General features: G+C 44.9%; 16 protein-coding genes. All 16 read left to right on the top strand.

The annotated features are described in order from the left end of the window. The 16 genes from BZ167_RS19840 to BZ167_RS19915 all read left to right on the top strand — a co-directional run bounded on the left by BZ167_RS19840 (window position 1) and on the right by BZ167_RS19915 (window position 15,634). Window positions 1–1,251: a phage portal protein gene (locus tag BZ167_RS19840; protein WP_039251278.1), complete on the top strand. Its 1,251-nt coding sequence runs from the start codon at window positions 1–3 to the stop codon at window positions 1,249–1,251. Next, entirely contained in the window at window positions 1,241–1,867 is a 627-nt protein-coding gene (locus BZ167_RS19845) for an HK97 family phage prohead protease (protein WP_039251280.1), read from the top strand. Before BZ167_RS19840 ends, BZ167_RS19845 begins: the two co-directional genes overlap by 11 nt. A gap of 39 nt (window positions 1,868–1,906) precedes the next feature. Then, the gene (locus BZ167_RS19850; RefSeq protein WP_039251281.1) at window positions 1,907–3,100 is read left to right on the top strand and encodes a phage major capsid protein; all 1,194 of its coding nucleotides are present in this window, start codon (window positions 1,907–1,909) and stop codon (window positions 3,098–3,100) included. 12 nt (window positions 3,101–3,112) lie between these two features. Next, window positions 3,113–3,424, top strand: a complete 312-nt coding sequence (locus tag BZ167_RS19855) for a hypothetical protein (RefSeq protein ID WP_039251284.1) — start codon at window positions 3,113–3,115, stop codon at window positions 3,422–3,424. 27 nt (window positions 3,425–3,451) lie between these two features. Further along, the gene (locus BZ167_RS19860) at window positions 3,452–3,997 is read left to right on the top strand and encodes a collagen-like domain-containing protein (protein WP_039251286.1); all 546 of its coding nucleotides are present in this window, start codon (window positions 3,452–3,454) and stop codon (window positions 3,995–3,997) included. A gap of 14 nt (window positions 3,998–4,011) precedes the next feature. Continuing rightward, a complete protein-coding gene (locus BZ167_RS19865) occupies window positions 4,012–4,359 on the top strand; it encodes a head-tail connector protein (protein WP_039251288.1) in 348 nt (115 codons plus the stop codon). Continuing rightward, on the top strand, window positions 4,292–4,651 hold the full coding sequence (locus BZ167_RS19870; RefSeq protein ID WP_039251289.1) for a phage head closure protein: 360 nt from the start codon (window positions 4,292–4,294) through the stop codon (window positions 4,649–4,651). Before BZ167_RS19865 ends, BZ167_RS19870 begins: the two co-directional genes overlap by 68 nt. Further along, entirely contained in the window at window positions 4,644–5,027 is a 384-nt protein-coding gene (locus BZ167_RS19875) for an HK97-gp10 family putative phage morphogenesis protein (protein WP_039251291.1), read from the top strand. Before BZ167_RS19870 ends, BZ167_RS19875 begins: the two co-directional genes overlap by 8 nt. Continuing rightward, on the top strand, window positions 5,024–5,404 hold the full coding sequence (gp17, locus tag BZ167_RS19880; RefSeq protein WP_039251293.1) for a tail completion protein gp17: 381 nt from the start codon (window positions 5,024–5,026) through the stop codon (window positions 5,402–5,404). The genes BZ167_RS19875 and gp17 overlap by 4 nt, the downstream gene beginning before the upstream one ends. Next, window positions 5,405–6,013, top strand: coding sequence for a major tail protein (locus BZ167_RS19885; RefSeq protein WP_039251295.1), 609 nt, complete (start codon window positions 5,405–5,407; stop codon window positions 6,011–6,013). A 51-nt stretch (window positions 6,014–6,064) separates the two neighbouring features. Continuing rightward, complete coding sequence (gpG, locus tag BZ167_RS19890) at window positions 6,065–6,403, top strand: phage tail assembly chaperone G (RefSeq protein ID WP_039251296.1); 339 nt, start codon at window positions 6,065–6,067, stop codon at window positions 6,401–6,403. 2 nt (window positions 6,404–6,405) lie between these two features. Continuing rightward, window positions 6,406–6,591: a hypothetical protein gene (locus tag BZ167_RS19895; RefSeq protein WP_172437946.1), complete on the top strand. Its 186-nt coding sequence runs from the start codon at window positions 6,406–6,408 to the stop codon at window positions 6,589–6,591. Window positions 6,592–6,603: 12 nt separating this feature from the next. Further along, window positions 6,604–10,479 (top strand): phage tail tape measure protein, encoded by a 3,876-nt coding sequence (locus BZ167_RS19900; RefSeq protein WP_039251300.1) that lies wholly within the window; start codon window positions 6,604–6,606, stop codon window positions 10,477–10,479. Next, on the top strand, window positions 10,479–11,318 hold the full coding sequence (locus BZ167_RS19905; protein WP_039251302.1) for a phage tail family protein: 840 nt from the start codon (window positions 10,479–10,481) through the stop codon (window positions 11,316–11,318). The genes BZ167_RS19900 and BZ167_RS19905 overlap by 1 nt, the downstream gene beginning before the upstream one ends. A gap of 11 nt (window positions 11,319–11,329) precedes the next feature. Continuing rightward, on the top strand, window positions 11,330–13,033 hold the full coding sequence (locus BZ167_RS19910) for a glucosaminidase domain-containing protein (RefSeq protein ID WP_039251303.1): 1,704 nt from the start codon (window positions 11,330–11,332) through the stop codon (window positions 13,031–13,033). 108 nt (window positions 13,034–13,141) lie between these two features. Further along, window positions 13,142–15,634, top strand: a complete 2,493-nt coding sequence (locus BZ167_RS19915; RefSeq protein WP_225562145.1) for a peptidase G2 autoproteolytic cleavage domain-containing protein — start codon at window positions 13,142–13,144, stop codon at window positions 15,632–15,634. The last annotated feature ends 10 nt before the right edge of the window (window positions 15,635–15,644 follow it).

Genomic DNA, 15,644 nt, shown 5'->3' on the forward strand with positions numbered 1-15,644 from the left:
ATGCTACTCGAACGAATGTTTGAGAAACGTTCTGGCTCGTCAGATCATGAAGATGGTTTTAACAACATTTTATTAAACATGTTCGGCGGCCGGAAAACAGCAAGCGGCGAAAGAGTGAGTGAAAGCAACTCACTTGTGCAGCCGGACATATTTGCATGTGTCAATGTATTGTCGGATGACATTGCGAAACTGCCGATTCACACATATAAAAGAACGGAAGGCGGCATAGAACGGAAACCCGAGCACATGTCCGCGCATGCTGTTTATGCTCGGCCGAATCCTTACATGACAGCCTTCACGTGGAAAAAGCTCATGATGACTCATGTTCTGACTTGGGGGAATGCATATTCCTATATTCAATTCGGACCACATGGTTACCCGGAAGCGCTCTTCCCCTTACGCCCTGATTACACGAATGCTTACGTTCATCCGACAACAGGGATGCTGTGGTATCAAACTGTGTTAAACGGGAAAGCCATTGAATTATATGACTACGAGGTACTGCATTTTAAAGGGCTTTCGACTGACGGAATACATGGTAAATCACCTATTGGTGTTGTGCGGGAGCATATCGGGGCGCAAGCGGCTGCCACAAAATATAACGCCAAACTGTACAAGAATGAGGCAACTCCTCGGGGGATATTGAAAGTTCCGGCGTTCCTGGATGAAAAACCAAAAGAGAACGTGCGCAAAGAGTGGAAACGGGTGAATCAAGGTGAAAATATCGCCATTATAGATAACGGACTGGAATATCAATCTATTTCCATGCCTCTGCAAGAAGCTCAATTCGTTGAGTCTATGAAGTTTAACAAAGCACAGATTTCCATGATTTATAAAGTACCGTTGCATAAGCTGAACGAATTGGATAAAGCGACATTTTCAAATATTGAGCATCAGTCCATTGAATATGTCAGAAACACGCTGCAGCCATGGATTGTAAATTTTGAACAAGAACTAAACGTTAAATTGTTCTTAGATCACGATCAGAAAAGCGGCCATTACGTGAAATTCAATATAGACAGCGAGCTGCGCGGCGACAGTAAGACGCAAGCGGAGTATTTGAAAACACTTCATGAAACAGGAGTGCTGAATAAAGACGAAATCAGAGAATTACTTGAGCGCAACCCTATTGAAAACGGCGACAAATATATCTCCAGCTTAAACTATGTGTTCCTCGATTTTGTGGAAGAATATCAGCGGCTTAAAGCTGGCGGCGCCATGAAGGGGGGTGACAACAAGAATGAAGGATAAAGAGGTTCGGCATTTGACGACGCCGATCGAGCTGCGTTCCGAAGGTGAGGGGCAAAGTGAATATATCGAAGGGTACGCTCTCAAATTCGAAAAATGGTCTGAACGCTTGGGCTGGTTTAAAGAGATAATCAGCAGAACAGCTCTTGACTCAGCTGACATGTCTAACGTCATCGCCCTTTTCAACCATCAGCAAGATTTTCCCTTGGCGAGAAATACCGTTTCCGGGGATACTGGCCGCCTTGAATTAGATACAGACGGGATAGGCCTCAAATTCCGATTCAAGCCCTCAGACACGTCATATGCGCGTGATTTAATGGAGAATGTCCGGAGCGGCGTGATCAATCAGTGCTCCTTTGCTTTTTCATTGGATTATGGGGATGCTGAGGCAGATGAATGGCGTATCAATGAAGATGAGGACATTTACGAGCGACGAATCAATAAAATCAATCGCATTTTCGATATTTCACTCGTCACTACGCCTGCTTACAGCGATACTGAGGCGGTTGTAGGTGCCCGCAGTTTAGAAAAGGTTGAGCAGCTGAAAGAAAGACGTAATTCATCAGATGAAGCGTTAAAAATGGAATTGGAACTATTAGGCCTTGTACTCCCGGAGTAAGGTCTTTTTTAGTGCAGAAAACAAGGAGGAAATGATTTTATGCCAATGCAAATGAGCAAAAAAGAAATCGCATTAAGACAACAGTTTACTGAAAAGAAGCAGCAAGCAGACAAGGCGCTGCAGGAGGGCAATACCGATGAAGCGCGTGCATTGCTTGATGAAGTGAAACAGCTTAAAAATCAAATCGAATTGATGACCGAAGGACGTTCACTTGATGTCCCGGATTTACCGGGCGGTGTAAACTTTGTGCCCGAGCAAGAGCGCAACCCAGAGGGGCAGCGTTCACAAGGTCAAGGAAATGAGGAAAGGCAACAGCAATACAGCAAAGCTTTCCTTAAAGGATTGAGAGGCAAAAGACTTACCGACGAAGAGCGTGACCTTCTGGATAGTCCAGAATTTAGAGCGATGTCCGGTATAAATGATGAAGATGGCGGAATTTTGATCCCAGAGGATATTGGAAGGCAAATCCATGAATTTAAACGTCAGTTTGAGCCGTTGGAACAATATGTAACCGTTGAACCTGTCACAACTCGATCTGGAACTCGTTTACTTGAGAAAAATGCTGATATGGTGCCGTTTTCACCCGTAGAGGAATTGGGGAATTTACCTGAGATTGATCAGCCTAGATTCACAAAAGTATCCTACTCAATCATAGATTATGGTGGCATCATGACTCTATCTAATTCAATGTTGAATGACTCTGACCAAGCGATCATGAAATATGTAGCAAAATGGTTCGCAAAGAAATCAGTTGTTACCCGTAACAATTTGATTTTGGCTGCAATTGCATCATTGAAAAAAGTAGATATTGATGGTTTGGATGGTATTAAAAAAGCATTAAATGTCACGCTTGATCCGATGGTGGCGCCGGGTTCTATCGTGCTGACAAACCAAGACGGATATGACTGGTTAGACACGCTTAAAGATGGAACAGGCAGATACCTATTACAGCCAGACCCAACCAATCCTACAAAGAAGTTGCTTGATGGACGACCTGTCGTGCCTTTTACTAACAGAGTATTAAAAACTCAAAAAGGTAAAGCTCCACTCATCATCGGGAATTTAAAAGAAGCGATTGTTCTGTTTGATCGTGAACAACAGTCAATTGCATCCACAGACACAGGGGCAGGAGCATTTGAAACAAATTCAACAAAAGTCAGAGGGATTGAACGAGAAGATGTCCGTAAATGGGATGAGGATGCTGTAGTATTCGGACAAATCACGGTTGAATAAGGAGAGATAAGTATGAGCTATTCAACAAAAAACTACACCGCCGACGGGGGAAATCGTACCGTCATCGGCGGTGTTTTAGAAATTGCCGGGGGCAAGGTCATTAAAGATGGACAAGAGGTCAGTTTTGGCGGCAACCAATCTGAACCAGGACCCGGAAGCGTAACCCATGAAATGCTGGCGGATAAGTCGGTCCGCAGCAGGAATATCGGCACCGGCAGTGTAATGGAAGAACACTTAAATTCATCTGTTTTAGATCGTCTCAAGGCTATTGAGGATAAATTGAAAGAGCTTGCCAGTTCTGAGTCTGACGGAAAAACGGAATAAAAAATAAAAGGAAAAGGATGATTACAGATGGCTGAAGATTATTTATATGAAAGTAATGGAGTCAAAACTTCATCTGAAAAAGGAAAAGACGGCAAGGCGATAACGCCGGTCTATCTCAAAGAAAACAGCGAAGAAAATCCTCTTTTTGTAAAAGGACTGCAGGGTGAAAAAGGTGAGAAAGGAGACAAAGGCGATATCGGTAAACAAGGTCCTCAAGGAGAACCGGGGGAACCCGGCCCGCAAGGACCAAAAGGCGATAAGGGGGAACCCGGGGAACAGGGACCACAGGGTGAACCGGGACCGGCCGGACCAAAGGGAGATACTGGCGAGCAAGGCCCGCAAGGTGAGAAAGGAGACAAGGGTGATCCGGCTGTTATTGAAGAAAGCAGCATTACGTATGAAATGCTTGCAGAAAAATCAGTCCGGAGTAAAAACATCGGAACTGGCAGCGTGATGCCGGAGCATCTAAACAGCGAAATTACAAAATTGCTTGATGAATTGAAACAAAAAATGAATAACCTTGAAAGTGACCTGGCTGCTTTGAAAGGAACAGAAGAAGAACCGACAGAATAGGCGGTGTGTCCTGAATGGATTTAGAGGCTATTAAAAACTATTTAAAGGTCGAGCATGAAGAAGATGATCGTCAGCTTTTGAATCAAATGGCGGCGGCCAAAAGCTATATTATCAACGGGATAGGCAGGTATATTGAAGGGCACCCGCAATTTGAGCTGGTGCTTCAAATGCTTGTCCAACATTGGTATGAAAACAAAGGGATATATGAGACCGGGGGAACCGGCTTATCTATCCCTTTTACTGCTGAAAATATATTGACGCAGCTGCGTTATGTATCTGTGGAGGAACAAGAAAATGAGAAAAAAGATCAGCCAACTCCGGCACCGTCTGACCTTTCAAAAGAAAACCGAGACACAGGATGAAGAAGGTAATTGGAATGCAACCTATGTGGACTTATTCACGGTCTGGGGAGCTGTAGAGGGGGCTGGCTCTCTCGGAAATAGCGAAACTATGATTGCCGGAGCATTGGGAGTCAAGACTCCAAAAAAAATCACGGTGCGTTACCGGAAGGATATAAAACCGAATATGCGGATTGTTAAGCGCGTTCCTAAAGAAAAGACGGAACGCGTTTTTGATATTTTGGACACTAACGATCCGGATGATCAGGGGGAAGAGCTTGAGATTCTTTGTCAGGAGGTGGGAATCAATGGCTGATATGAGCTTTGACGGCATAGAGGATCTAACGCAGTATTTTAAAAAAATCGGCGGAGACGTCGAAAAGGTGGAACCCGTAGCGCTAAAGGCCGGCGGTGAAATTATCGCTGAACGGCAACGCTCCCACGTTAACCGGAGTGATAAAAAACAACCTCATATGCAGGACAACATCACAGTCTCCAATGTCAGAGAATCCAAGGACGGAGTGAGGTTTGTGGCCGTTGGTCCGAATAAAAAGGTAGCGTATCGCGGGAGGTTCTTGGAGTGGGGAACCTCAAAAATGCCGCCGCAACCGTTCATAGAAAAAGGCGGAAAAGAAGGGGAGGGCCCCGCTGTGGAACTAATGGAGCGAATACTTACAGCGCCGATCAAATGACCTACTCTCCTAAAATTGAATTGGTGAGCACACTTAATTCCAGTGCCTTATTAAAAGGCCTGACATCTGGCGGAATTCATAACCTCGTTGCGAATGATGTCAGCGCATTTCCGAGAGTAGTTTTTTCGGAGATTCAAGATGCTGATGCGGATTTTGCAGACAACCAGGTCTATTCATTTGAGGTGCGTTATCAGATCAGTATTTTCACTCAAGCGAGCACCCGCGGCAAGGAAACAGCGATTGCTGCGGAAATAGATAAGCTTATGCGAGAAATCGGCTACAGCCGGTATGATTCGCAAGATTTATACGAAACAGACACAAAGGTCTTTCATAAGGCCAGACGTTATAAAAAAACCTATTATCAGGAGGGGAAATAGATGGGGAAAGTATTATCTGGTTTGGATATGTTTCATATCGCAGAAGTATTAAAAGACACAAAAGATGAATTAAAATTTTCTGTTCCCGAAGAAATACCGGGCGCCGTTAACTTAAAAATTGATCCTAAATCAGAACAGGAGGTTTTTTATGCCGACAACGTGGCATATGCCACTGTTAATAGTTTAAGTGATATTGATGGTGAAATGGAAGTTGCCGACCTTCCTCTTGACATGCAGTCAAGGATTTTCGGTAAGCAAGTGGAGAATGGCATTCATTTTTCTAGTGCTGATGATAAGACACTAGAGATTGCTCTTGGTTTCCGGGCCAAGCTCTCTACCGGCGGGTACAGATACTATTGGGTGCTTAAAGGGACCCCAGAATTAGTACCGATTGAACACAAAACGGACGAAGGGAAAGCTACACCCCAAACAGCGCAGGTCAAAATTAAATTCATGCCTCTTACTAATGTAAAAGAGGGTAAGCGCAGATGGGATGCAAAAGCAGAAGAAGATAAGGCCAATGGGATTAATGCTGAAACATGGTTCAAACAAGTTGTCTATAAGGACATCACGAAAGAGGGAACGCCTGTCGTTGATGTCGGTAAATAATTCATTGAGCGCCTAAGAGCGCTCTTTTTATATGAAAAAGGAGGAACTTACATGGAAGCATTGTCTATTACACTTCGGCTTGATGGCAAAGATAAAAAATTTGTTACACCTGACCACATTACAGGTTTATTGTTTCGAAAGGCTGCAAAGATTGCAGACGATTTTGAATCACAAGATTCAGAGCGTCTTTTTACTAATGAACAGGTTGAATTTGTCTGTAATACCTTTGGCCAGAAATTTACACCTGATGAGTTTGAAAAAGGAATTGATGCCCGGCTGGTAGGAAGAACAATCTATGCTGCTGCACAGTATGTGTTGGGGAATATTGCGGAAGCAACGGCTCTTTTAAATAGCGAGGGAATTTCCAGCGGTGAAGAGCCGGGGGAGTGAGTCTGCCTGAGTCAGTCCTTGATATGTATAACGCCCTTGAGGAAATAGGATATACGCAGAATCAAATTGACGAAATGGACATTGTCTATCATCTGAAAAGACTGGCTCGGAGAAAATCACAAGAGAAGACCCAAACGAAGGCAAAAAACAATGATGAACCTATGTATATTGATCAATTTCTCGGATAAGGAGGTGCCCGATTGAGCAAAGACATAAAGGTCAGGCTGTATTCGAATTCATCTGAGTTTAAAAAAGAAATGAGCGCCTGTGCTGTTCAAATGAAAAATTTGAAGTCGGAATTTGAAAAAAACCGTACGGCAGTGGGTGTGTGGGGAAACGAATTAAAAACTGCTCAAGTAACCGAAAAAACATTAACACAACAATTGGAAACGCATAAACGCAGAGTAAAGGCGCTTGAGAGAGCTTACGCAGACGCGGCTATAAAAAAAGGGAAAGACATAAAAGAAACGCAAACGCTCGCCCGCCGTTTAAATAATGCTACTGCCGCAATGAATAAGACGCAAAACGCGCTAAATAGTACGACTCAGAGAATAAAAACGTTAGAGGAGGCAGCGAAAAGAGCTTCCTCCCGTGTTCGGATCATGGGCGAACGAATGGATTCAATTGGTGGAAAAATGCGTTCCGTTGGTTCGTCAGTAGCTATGACATCGGGCATCGCTTTTGGTGCGCTGGCTCTGTCCCTACGTGATGCTGTTCAGGTCGGCATGGACTTTGAAAAGCAAATGAGTAAAGTCCAGGCCATTTCCGGCGGATCGGCGGCAGAGATCGCAAAATTGAGAGAGCAAGCAAAAGAACTCGGTGCAACCACTGTCTTTACAGCAAGTCAGGCAGCGGATGCACAGGGTTTTTTGGCAATGGCCGGATTTAAGGTTAATGACATTTATGACGCAATGCCCGGGATGCTCAGTCTGGCGGCAGCCGGCCAACTGGAATTAGGTGCAGCAGCAGATATTACATCAAATATCATGTCTGCCTTTGCTCTAAAAGCAAAAGAGTCAGGGCACGCCTCGGATGTCATTGCTTACGCCGCAGCCAACGCAAACACCAACGTTGAACAGATGGGCGAAGCCATGAAGTTTTTGGCGCCGAACGCTAATTCCCTTGGTTGGGGAATGGAAGAATCAGCGGCCGCCATTATGGCTTTTGGTGACGCAGGTCTTCAAGGCTCAATTGCCGGGCAGGCTTTTGGTACATCCTTGATCCGTCTCGCTTCGCCAACGGGTAAGGCGTCGAAGCTTGTCAAAAAATTAGGTTTTGATTTCTTCGATGCAGCCGGAAACATGAAAAGCATGCCGGAAGTCGTTGAGGAAATGGAAAAAGGTCTGAAAGGCATGACCAAAGAGCAACAGGCGGCCGCATTAAAAACGATCGTGGGCGCTGAAGCATATAAACATTGGGCTGTCCTTCTTCAAAAAGGTTCAAAGGCTCTTGGGGATAATACTAAGGCGCTTGAAAAATCAGATGGAGCCGCTAAAAAGATGGCGGATACAATGCTGGATAATGCACACGGAAGCATAGTAGCTTTTCAGTCAGCACTTGAAGGGGCAAAAATCAAACTGACGGAAAGCCTTTTGCCTGCCCTGGGCGATTTAGCAAACAAGGGCAGCGACTTGATTATGATGTTTAATAATCTGGATTCCGGCACCGTGCAAACCATAGCGAAAACAGCCGTTCTGGCGACAGGTGTATTAGGGGTTACGACAGCCGTCGCCACGCTTACAGCTGGAATAGGGGCGCTTTTAGCGTTTACCGGTCCTGTTGGCCTTGCAATTGTCGGAGGTACAGCACTGCTAGGCGGTATTTCGGTTGCTACTTACGCTTACACTGAACAATTGAAGAACCAGAAAAAGCAGCAAGAAGAGGCGCGAGAATCTGCCTTGCTTTACGGTGAGGGTGTTTCTAAAGCAACACAAAAATCTGCTTCCACCTATGTGGACTTAAGAGAAAAGGCAGAACTGCAGCTGTTTGAATTGACCCGGGTATCTGGTTCAGAAGCTCAGAAGATGTCAGCTAAATTAGTTGAAACTTATGCCAGTATGCGCGACCAGCTAATACAAGAACTTGAAGGGCTTAAAAAGGATGCTCTGGTTGTCTTAAAAGGGCTATATGCGGACACCGATGAGAAAACAAAAAAAGCCGGCGAAAAGATGACTGACAAGATGGTCGGCGCAATTGATAAAGATATGCAAGAGGCTAGGAATAAACTAAAGCAGTTAAACGCACTGCAAAAAGAGACAGGCCTCGTCACTTCCAATATGAATGCCTCACAAAAGAAGCAATTCAATGACATTGTTTCCTATTTTGAATTGTCTACAAGTAAATTTGCGGCCAATCAAAAAGAAGCATTAGCAATGCAAAAAGTAGTAACGGATCAGCAAGGACAGCTTTCATTTAAACAAGCTCAGAAGTACAACAACGACATTAAAAAAGTCTATGACGATGGTAAACAAGCCGCCAAGAAAGATATGGAATACAGAAATGATGTTATTGAGAAGTTGTTTGCGCAGGGATATATAGAGGCGGAACAAAGAAGATCATTACTGAGCAAAAGCACGGCTGACTATAATACCGCATTAGCAAAAAACACGGATGCCTATGAAAAAAATTCAAGAGCCTTATTTTCCAAAATGTCACGAGACGGCAAGCTGCTTGATTTAGAGACCGGAAAGGCATTGGATAAACAAGATGAGTTTATATCTAATTCAATGGGGATTATGGTCAAAACTGAAGAGTCAGAAGCTCAATATCAAGAACGATGGGCAGCCCGGCAAATAGATTTTCTTCAAAAATTAGGACAATCCAAAGAAGAAGCAATTGAGACTACCCAACAGGCTTTAGAAGAGTTTTACCAAGGCATGGGGATGACCCAAGAACAAGCCCGTGAAGAAGCAAGTCAGATGGTTGCCAATGTTGAAGGGGAATTAGATAAGCCGACAAGCGCCGAACAATCAGGGAAGAAGGTTGCCGAGGACTTTTCCGCTGGCTTGAAGCAGTCCACACCAGCAGTTATTGGCGGGGGGACGGTCTTACAGCAGGCCCTTAACAATTCGCTTTCCGCAGATAACACCACGCCCGCACAGGCCGGACAAAATAAAGGAAATGCCTTTCGTACCGGTATCAATTCTACAAAGCCCGGTAATGCACAAGCAGGATCGTCTATACTTCAATCTGCTTTAAATGAGATGAAGAAAGGCGGCGGGCAAGCAAATGCAGCAGGACAAAACAAAGGAAATAAGCATAAAGCTGGTTTAACGTCTACCAAAGGCGCCAATACATCTGCGGCCGGCTCTCTCAGCTCATCGGTAACGAGCAATTTAGCCAAAACCTCAGACGGCGGAGGCGGTAAAAAGGCCGGAACTGAATTGGCCAGCGGCGTTCTCAGTAAAAAGGGCACAGCAAACAGCGCCGGAAAAAGTGTTGCAAACAGCGCAAAAACGGGGCTGAAAAGCGTTAAGACACATAGTGTTGGTTCTGACTTTGTAACCGGCTTTATAAATGGAATGGGATCGCAAAACGGCTCTCTCTTCAGTGCGGCGTGGAACTTGGGGAAATCCGCCTTGAGGTCTTTAAAGAAATCTATTGACTCCCATTCTCCCTCCAAACTAACAAAAGCGGAAGGAAACAACTTTTCTGATGGGTTTGCGTTAGGGATAGAGGACAAAGCCAAAAACGTAAAACAAAGTGCTGCTTTTATGGCGCAGAACGCAATGACCTCGTTTAAGCAGGAATTAAATCAGATGGCTTTCAACATAAAGGGGGCTGCTGATCAGCTCATTTCAATGAAGTCAGAGCTTACCATCCGGAATGAAGTTGACACGCCTGCTTTAAATCAAAAGCTAGATGCTCTAATCACACTCCTGTCACAGCAACAGTCTGGCGGGGCAGGCCAGGCCGCGATACCTCAGCAGCCTATTATCATCCATCCGGCTGCGGTGCATATGGACGGCCAACAAATTGCGACGATCGCTTTTGAAAAAGGAGATGGCAGGATACTTGACCAGAAAGCTGCAGACCGATACAACCAGAATGCCTATAAAGGCGGTGTCAGATCATAATGCTAGATTTATATATTGATTTTAATAACAGTATGGGAGAACAAAGCTTATCACGAATTCTCCCCCGTTTTAAGGTGCGCAGCTTCACGCCTGACTCACCGAATATTGAACGAGAAACAACAACCCTCCCAAGGATAAACGGTTTAGTGCTGCCGCAGCACCCCCGGGACGTTGTCTACAAAGAGAGAGACATCAAGGTTGATTTTTTATTAGATTCCATCATTCCCGAAACCTTTTATCAGAACAGGCATGAACTTTATTCATTGTTAGTGCAGCCGTTTCCTTATTATATTTCAACGGACCTTCTGCCTAACCGTCGGTTCCTTGTTACGTGTGACGGGAATTTTACTATCGCTAAGGACAAACAGAAAAACCATGCCACATTCACAGTGGGGTTCACGGATATTCTGGGGCTTGCCGAGTCGAAATATACCTCTTCTACCATCCAGAATTTCAATGGAGAGCACTGGAGTCCCGGTATGGGAATCCTTCGGAGAGATGATCTTGAATATCATTTCAAGAACCAAAAACGATTCAGCGTTTACAATCCCGGCGGCGCCGCGGTCAACACTCTGCAGCATGATTATAACGTCTTTCTGTGGGCCAAAGGGACAAACGTAACCATTGCGAACCGAACGAACGGGGAAAAATTGAAAATTGAGCAGGAGCTAAAACGCTCGCAAAAAGTCACATTCATCAGGCAGTACACTGTAATCGGGGATAAGCGTCTGAAAACATCCGGCCGTCTGCCGACACTGGATGTAGGATGGAACGATTTTGAAATTATAAACTCAAATGACTTTGAAATTTTATTTGATACTCGTTTTTATTATAAGTAAGGAGGGATGACATGGCTGTGGCTGACTTTATTAAAAGCCTGGTACCCGGGGCGAAAAAGGTATGCAAAAAATATAATGTCCTTGCCAGCCTTGTCATTGCTCAAGGCTGTCTGGAAAGCGGGTTCGGCACGAGCGGCCTTTCCAAACAAGCTTACAATTTGTTTGGGATAAAGGGAACCTATAACGGAAAATACGTGTTGATGTGGACCAGCGAGCAGGACAAATACGGAAATGTTGAGAGGGTACAAGCTAAATTCAGAAAGTACCCTTCATATGCTGAGAGTTTGGCAGATCTGGGAAGCTTGTACACTCGTCTTGATCGGTATAAAGCAGTGGTAGGGGAAACGGATTATAAAAAAGCATGCCGAGCCGTTCAAAAAGCTGGCTACGCAACAGACATCAACTATGCTAATAAATTAATTACCATGATCGAACAGTATAAGTTGATGCAATATGATGATACGTCAGAATTGCCGAACGAGCCTGATGATCCAGAATCCCCGGAGACCCCAGAAGAGGAACCGAGTTTTCCAAGTAAAGAATACGCGGGTAACGACATCCCTCTTAATAAAAAACTGCCGTCAGATGTGGACTTTCCTCAGCTGCATGTTTCCACGAAAGACGGAAATGACGTTGTGGAAGTAACAGGCGTGATCGTTGATCTTACAGACGATACTACCGGGAAAAAGAGCTTTACCTTTACAATTACCAAAACAGAGAGCAATGCGACTGAATTCGATTTACTGGTCAATGACAATATTCTTTACATTGACGAAAGAAGATTCAAACAACAAAAATACTATATTACAGATGTAGACTTGAAGCAGGCTAAAAACGTCCTGACAAAAACAATCACGGCCAATCATATTTTTACCGTTTTTCTTGCTGAGAACCAAGTAAATGACACTGTAACAAAGAAACTGACCGTAAAAGAGGCCTTTGACATTGCGTTAAAAGGTACTGATTTTTCATATGTGCTGGAAGAGCCTGAAAGCAAATTCGCCACCGCCGAAGAAGAGAATTTCGGTGATAAAAACTCCACCGAATTAATAGATCAGCTCATAAATGATTATGAGTTAGAGCTTGACGTGGATAATTATAAAATTCATGTCTATAAGAAAATGGGGAAAGAGATTCCTTTCACATTTGACTCCCGTTATAATATGCCGGGCATCAGTATCAAAACCAACTCGCAAAACTGCTCTACCCGTGCATGGGGATATGGTGCGATGTCTAAAGACAGTAAGAGCACAGACAAAAAACCGAAATACGTATTTGAGCCGATCTTGTACATCCATCCAGAGGAAAAGAAATTTCTGCGGGAAGGTAAGCCGAAGTGGGCCGACCCGATCAGAGACGAAACTATAAAAAAGTCGGGCAGCATGGTTTCTGCGCTGAAAAAACATGTGAATCCATATCCGGAAACAGTCGTCAGTGTAGATTATCAATATGTATACGAACCGAAATTGATCAAAATTGAAAAGCCGTTCTGGAAAGGCGATACAGTCCACATTTTAGCCGACACAGCAGACGGAACGACTTATGAGGATGATGTGCGGCTCTTAACGATTCAATACAATCCGCTAAATCCATACAGCAGCCCGAAGCTGACTTTTGCTAATTTCAGAAAAGACATACAAGATATTGCGGTGAATCAGGCGAAGAAGCTGAGAGAACAAAAACGATATATTGATCAAATACTGACAGCGCTTTGATAGGCGTTTTTTATTTTGTCGAAAAGGAGAGTGAATACAGTGTTGAGGTTGAAAAAAAATTACGATACCACTAGAAACTCTCGCTATGAGGATGAGCTATCTGGTGATATGGAAGCGATCGAGAGAAGCGTAAACGGACTTGAAAGTGAAATTACCCGTCATAAGAAAGCTGCTACGGCGCATACATCTGAGCAAATTGATCACGGGGGCTTTTCTTTACGAACTTATATTGACGGCCTGTATAATCGGGTGCGTAATCTCATTCTTAATGCCGACGGGACAAATGTAAAAGAAGTAGTGGACGCCCGTGTTAATGCTGATGGAGAAATTGCTCCACTGTTGAAAGAGCGTCTTGATAAGGAATATAACAAACTTCTGCGTAAAATCACCAGAAACGTTAACGTAGACGACTACGGGGCCGACCCTACCGGGGAGACAGACAGCACAGAAGCATTCAAAAGAGCGATCGGAAACGGAAAGGTGCGGCTCAATCTATCAGCCGGCGAATACGTGATAAGAGGCGTCAAACTGCCGTCATGGACGTATTTGATCGGCCAGGGCATGGGCGTCACCACTCTGAAGCTGCACGAGGACACGCCGGCCAGTGAGTGGGTTGTCACAAATGCTGATCATGCGAAAGGCAACCGGAATATCGTTGTGGAAGGTATGTCGCTTGACTGGAATCCTGATCGCCAGGGCGGCGTAGGCGCAACCGGTGGTGTACATTCAAGCTGTCTGCTTTTTGCGCAAGTAAAGTTTGGCATTGCACGTGGTGTTGAAGGCATTAACCCAGGTTTGCATTGTTTTGATGTATCAGCGCCTTCTTATAACATCACAGCAAAAGATTACACGGCAACAGGGAGCAAATATATTTGGATCGACAAGTGTGTTGGCTCTGGGTATGGTGACGACGGCATTACGACCCATTACAGCGAGTATGTTTTCATCACAAACAATGTGATGACGAATCCGCGCGGTACTGCACACCGTAAAGGCGGAGCCAATTCAAACGGAATTGAAGTGGACGACGGCTCTAAGCATGTCTGGGTTATAGATAATTATACGGAGGGGAATGTGCGGGGCGTAGAGGTAAAAGCTCATAAGGAATGGCCGGCACCGAGTGACGTTCACATTCGCGGTCATGAATCATTTCGTGACGTTCGCTCATTTGATTTACGGCATATTGATCACCATCTTGTAAAAGACCCTTGGAGCGAGACGGCTCGTGATGTGACGTTAGTAGACTGCACATCCCGTGAACCCGTCTATAATTCGCTTTATGAAGGATTAGCTCCGAAAGCCCTTGTCGTTTCGGCGTACCAGCGTGTTCAGATAATCGGTTTTAAAGCGATTGGCGATCCGACATATGACTACAAAGACGGCTCGATCATTGCCTTCCAGTATAAAAGCAGGAAGATAACAGTAAACAACTTGCACATTACCGGATTTAAAAAGGCTGATTGTGACATTTATATCACCGGCGGCGATCAGATGACCGACGATGTATTTATTTCTGATTTTGTTATCCATGATTCCGCAAGAACCGGCATCGCGATAGGGGGCGGCGTGCGTAATGTCAACTTGTTAAATGGCCTTCTGCATGTAGCAAGCGGAACGGCCGGCATCACCTCTCCGAACACCCAGACCAATATTTTTCTTGTCAGAGCTTACGGTTATAAGGATGCAGCTGTCCTTGCCGGAGAAAAGCATTCAGTAGTTCCGAATAACGTCAAGGGAGGATTTCGAGCAGCTTCCAGCTCGGGCCATGCACTTACGAAGTACAGTGCGATTATTGCGTGTACGGGGGCGACGTATGCGAAGGGTGAGCGCAATTTGCTTGCGGGTAATGCTGGCGGCTCTTCTTCTGAGGGTTCACGCAACGGCGTCATGTTTTCATATGACTCTCACACAACAGGAGATGGGGCGTCCGCGGGTGTCATGTTCTCCAAGGCCACTAAGAACAGCAAATCTTACACAATGGTTTTAGGCCATGGAAACGGCAAAGCCTCGGAAGCCAACAAAAAAATTGAATTAAACGCAAAGGGCGGAACAGTGCGGTCCACCGGCGCAATAGAAAGCGTATCGAATTTAAAAGACTTGGCGGAGTATTTTGAATCAGCTGACGGAACAAAGATAGAGGCATCTTATCTTGTAGCGTTAGAGGGCGACAAAATCCGAAAAGCTCAAGAAGGCGACAAGATACTAGGGGTCGTTTCCAAGACTGCCGGCGTTGTGCTCGGCGGAGCTGCCTTCTATTGGAATGATCGTTTTCTTCGTGATGAATTTGGGGGCATTATCTACCGGGAAGTATTTGACGGTGACGACATCATTACGATTCCAGCTGAGAACCCGAACTATGATCCGGAAGCTGAGTACAAGCCACGAGAGGAAAGAGACGAATGGCATATTATCGGTTTGATTGGTCAAGTCTTTGTGCGGGTTGATGATACTGTTAACGTCGGTGACAGCGTTTCAGCAGTTGACGGCATCGCCACAAAGGCGGAAAGCGGCGGCTACGGAACCGTTATGAAATTAGATACACCTTATGATGCGAAGAAAGGCTACGGCGTGGCTCAAATGATGGTTACGCCGCAGCACTAAGGGGGGGATA

It is taken from the genome of Bacillus sp. 275 (assembly GCF_001999205.1).
GTDB lineage: Bacteria > Bacillota > Bacilli > Bacillales > Bacillaceae > Bacillus > Bacillus velezensis.